Source organism: Stenotrophomonas sp. STEN031 (assembly GCF_056759975.1).
The window spans coordinates 1-4422 of record NZ_JBRREA010000110.1 but is presented as its reverse complement, the minus strand read 5'-3'; the positions used below and the strand labels follow the sequence as shown (position 1 = coordinate 4422).

Genomic DNA, 4422 nt, shown 5'->3' with positions numbered 1-4422 from the left:
ATGCTCGGCAGGGGCATTACCGGGAAGGCCCCTTGCCGAGCATGGCTCGGCACTACATTGATCCTGTACCAGGAAAGCCTCTGCCGAGCATGGCTCGGCACTACGCTGATGCTGCGCCGGAAAAGCCCCTTGCCGAGCATGGCTCGGCACTACATTCATGCTGTGCCGGGAAAGCCCCTTGCCGAGCATGGCTCGGCACTACATTCATGCTGCGCCGGGAAAGCCCCTGCCGAGCATGGCTCGGCACTACCGGGCCTTAGAACTTCAAACCTTCGGCGCTGGCCTCAGCCGCTTCGATCGTATTCTGCATCAGCGTGGCCACCGTCATCGGGCCAACGCCGCCCGGCACCGGGGTGATCCAGCTGGCCCGCTGCGCGGCTGCATCGAAGCCGACATCGCCGACCAGGCGGCCATCATCCAGGCGGTTGATGCCGACATCGATCACCACGGCACCCGGCTTCACCCATTCACCCGGAATCAGCTGCGGAATACCAACCGCGACGACCAGGATGTCGGCATTGCGTACGGCCTGTTCCAGCACGTCCTTGGGGGTGAACTTGTGGCAGCTGGTCACCGTGCAACCAGCGATCAACAGTTCCAGGCCCATCGGCCGGCCGACATGGTTGCTGACACCGACGATGGTGGCATTGCGGCCGCGTACCGGCTGGTCGGTATGGCCGAGCAGCGTGGTGATGCCACGCGGGGTGCACGGCCGCAGGCCGAATTCGCGGAGAACCAAGTGACCCACGTTCTGCGGGTGGAAGCCGTCCACGTCCTTGCGCGGGTCGATGCGCTGGATCAGGCGGTTGGCATCGGGAATGCCCGGCAGTGGCAGCTGGATCAGGATGCCGTGGATCTTGGGATCCGCGTTGAGCTGGTCGATCAGCTCCAGCAACTGGGCCTCGCTGGTACCTTCCGGCAGGTCGTAGTCAAAGGCCTCGATGCCGACTTTCTCGGCGGCACGGCGCTTGTTGCGCACGTATACCGAGGACGCCGGGTCGCCGCCTACCAGCACCACGGCCAGACCGGGCCGGGCGCCGCCAGCGGCCAGGCGGGCATCGACGCGCACCTTCAAATCGTCGAGCAGTTCCTCGGCGATGCGGCGGCCATCAAGGATGCGGGAGGTCTGCGTGGAGGCGTCGGCGAGGACAGTCATGGGGCATGGCGGTGAACACGGGGGCGGCTATTGTCCCTGATTCCGGCCATCGCCACACCTTGTCATGACCCCGGCGCTCCGTCTGAACCGGCAGCGGCCGGCTCCCCGGCGCCGGCAATGGCGTCAGGATTGAGCGGGCGCGCTTCACGCCGCGGGGTCGTGAACGGTGTCGGCGTCGGCGCACCGGGCGTATTGCGGTACATCAGCCCGGTGTCAGCCTGCAGCCCGCCGCCGGCCATTTCCAGCTCGAAGCGCTCGGCGTCACGGCGGCGGATCTCGCGCGCAACCACGTCCGCTTCGTCTTCGTCCACGCCCATTTGCATCAGTGCCGCGCGCCCGAATTCCACCGCCGATTCGAAGGTCTCGCGGATCTGGAAATCCACCCCGGCATGTATCAACGACAACGAATGCTCACGGTCGAACGAGCGCACCAGCAGCTTGGCCAGCGGGAACTCGTGACGCACCAGCTCGACGATGCGATCCGCGGCAGCACGATCATCGATGCAGACCGCAATCGCGCGTGCGGTTTCGGCACCGGAGGCGCGCAGCACGTCCAATCGCGTGCCATCTCCGTAATAGATCTTGAAGCCGAAACGGCTGGCGCTGCGGATCATCTCGATATCGTTGTCGATGATGGTCACGTCCACGTCGCGCGCCAGCAGTGATTGGCTGGAGACCTGGCCGAAGCGACCGAAACCAATCACCAGGACGCTACCACTGAGTCCGTCGGCCGCATCCACGCCCTCGGTGGACACCTCACCTTCCTTTACCAGCAGCCGATACACCAGCATGCACAACGGCGTCAGCGCCATCGACAGCACCACCACCGCGGTGAGGTTGGCGTTGACCTTGGCATCGATCACGCCGGTGGTGGCAGCGGCGGCAAACAACACGAAGGCGAACTCGCCGCCCTGCGCCATCAGTACGCCGCGATCCAGCGCCTGCCGGTGGTCACTGCCCATCACCCGCGCCACACCGTAGATGCAGATCGCCTTGGCCAGCATCATTGCCGGCACCAGCAGCGCGATCACCTTCCAGTTGGCCGCAACCACCGACAGATCCAAGGCCATGCCGACGCTGAGGAAGAACAGGCCGAGCAGGATGCCGCGGAACGGCTCGATATCCGCCTCGATCTGATGGCGGAAGGTGGATTCGGACAGCAGTACACCGGCCAGGAACGCACCCATCGCCATCGACAGCCCGCCTAGCTGCATCAACAGCGCCGAACCCAATACCACCAGCAATGCCGCCGCTGTCATCACTTCACGAGCCTTGGCGGCAGCCAGGATGCGGAACAGGGGGTTGAGCAGATAGCGCCCGACCAGCACCAGGCCAACAATGGCGCCCGCGCCGATGGCGATGCTCGCCCAACGCGAACCTTCGTGCGCCCCGATCTGCGCCGGTGCCATCCACGCAACCACCGCCAGCAGCGGCACGATCAACAGGTCTTCAAACAACAGGATGGAAACAATCTTCTGCCCGGATGGCAGGGTCAGGTCACCGCGCTCACCCAACAGCTGCATCACCACCGCGGTAGAGGTCAGCACGAAACCAGCGGCAGCGATGAAAGCGATCTGCGGACGGTAGCCGAACAGCATTGCGACGCCGGTCAGTACCAGCGCACAGGTCACGATCTGCGCCGTGCCCAGCCCAAAGATCTCGCCGCGCAGGCTCCAAAGATGCGACGGCCGCATTTCCAGGCCGATCACGAACAGGAACATCACCACGCCCAACTCGGCCACATGCAGGATGGCCTGCGGATCGGAGAACCAACCGAAGCCAAACGGCCCAATGGCCAATCCGGCGACGAAGTAGCCCAGCACCGAACCCAGACCGAGCCGCCTGAACAAGGGAACGGCGACCACTGCAGCGCCAAGCAGCGCAACTACCTTTACCAGTTCCTGTGAGGACTCCGCTGCCATGCCGCACCGCCTTGTAATCGCCTAGGCGCACGATAAAGCAAAAAGCGTGCAGAACCGGTCTGCATCTGCGTCATTCGACTCATGGCGAATGCGAACAGAACGCCGCGTAGTCGATATACCCCGGAAACGGCACGCCGGGCGCGCACAACGTGCAGGCAGGATCGGCGTGCACGCGGGTCTCGCGGAACCGCATCTGCAGGGCATCGAAACGCAGCAAACGCCCCGTCAACGGTTCGCCGATATCCAGCAGCAGCTTCAGCACCTCGGTTGCCTGCATGACCCCGGCCAGCCCGGGCAGTACACCCAGCACTCCGGCCTCGGAACAGTTGGGGGCGAATTCAGGCGGCGGTGGCTCTGGGAACAGACAGCGGTAGCACGGTGCGACACCGCGTTGGCGGCCCGCATCGAACACACTCACCTGGCCATCGAAACGCTCGATGGCCGCATACACCAACGGCTTGGCGTGCTTGATGCAGGCGTCATTGAGCAGGTAGCGCAGCGGGAAGTTGTCCGAGCCGTCCAGCACCACGTCCACCCCCTGCAACAGGGCATCGACATTGGCCGAGGTGACGCGCTCAGCGATCGCCTCCACCTCGATGTGCGGGTTCAGCGCCGTCAGGCGCTGTCGCGCGGAGTCCACCTTGGCCGTCCCCAAGCTCGCGTCGGTATGGACGATCTGCCGTTGCAGGTTGCTACGCTCGACCACGTCGTCATCGACGATGCGCAGCCGCCCTACCCCGGCTGCAGCCAGGTAGAACGCCGCCGGCGCCCCCAGGCCACCAGCGCCCAGCAACAACACCCGCGATTGCTGCAAGCGGCGCTGGCCCGCTTCGCCGACCTGCGGCAGCAGCAGATGCCGCGAGTAGCGGTCATAGAAATCGCGCTCCTCCGCATCCAGCATGGGCTGAACCAGGGGCAGCCCTGCGGTCCGCCAGGCAACTGTGCCACCACTTACCGAAGACAGATTGGTATAGCCGGCGTCCTGCAGCGCTTGTGCGGCGGCGGCAGAACGCTTGCCACTCTGGCAGATCAGCAGGATCTCGCGCTCGGGTGCCGGCAGGTGCAACGCAGGGCTGGCAAGCAGCTCCGCCTTTGCAATGCCGATGGCACCTTCGGCCATGCCCCCTGCCCGCTCGTGCGCCTCGCGCACGTCGATCAGCAATGCGCCATCTGCTTGGCGGGCACGTGCCAGTTCCGGGGTCAGTTCGCGAATGCTCATGGCTGGATTATCGGCCAAACGGGAGCCAAAGGAGGAACGGCTTTGGGCTTTGGGCTTTGGGCTTTTGGCTTTGGGCTTTGGGCATTGGGCTTTGGGCTTTGGGCTTTTATAAGCTCGTCATTACC

Annotated in this window: 3 protein-coding genes; all 3 read right to left on the bottom strand. The window is 64.7% G+C overall.

The annotated features are described in order from the left end of the window. Positions 1-256: 256 nt before the first annotated feature. The 3 genes from folD to moeB all read right to left on the bottom strand — a co-directional run bounded on the left by folD (position 257) and on the right by moeB (position 4297). The gene (gene folD, locus ACVOLQ_RS22280; protein WP_481529341.1) at positions 257-1156 is read right to left on the bottom strand and encodes a bifunctional methylenetetrahydrofolate dehydrogenase/methenyltetrahydrofolate cyclohydrolase FolD; all 900 of its coding nucleotides are present in this window, start codon (positions 1154-1156) and stop codon (positions 257-259) included. A 62-nt stretch (positions 1157-1218) separates the two neighbouring features. Then, positions 1219-3078, bottom strand: a complete 1860-nt coding sequence (locus ACVOLQ_RS22275) for a monovalent cation:proton antiporter-2 (CPA2) family protein (protein WP_481529340.1) — start codon at positions 3076-3078, stop codon at positions 1219-1221. Between the two features lie 79 nt (positions 3079-3157). Then, positions 3158-4297, bottom strand: a complete 1140-nt coding sequence (gene moeB, locus ACVOLQ_RS22270; RefSeq protein WP_481529339.1) for a molybdopterin-synthase adenylyltransferase MoeB — start codon at positions 4295-4297, stop codon at positions 3158-3160. Positions 4298-4422 lie beyond the last annotated feature (125 nt).

Bases quoted from the DNA above. Each gene is read 5' to 3' on its own strand.
- folD (WP_481529341.1), bottom strand. From the start codon at position 1,156: ATGACTGTCCTCGCCGACGCCTCCACGCAGACCTCCCGCATCCTTGAT.
- ACVOLQ_RS22275 (WP_481529340.1), bottom strand. From the start codon at position 3,078: ATGGCAGCGGAGTCCTCACAGGAACTGGTAAAGGTAGTTGCGCTGCTT.
- moeB (WP_481529339.1), bottom strand. From the start codon at position 4,297: ATGAGCATTCGCGAACTGACCCCGGAACTGGCACGTGCCCGCCAAGCA.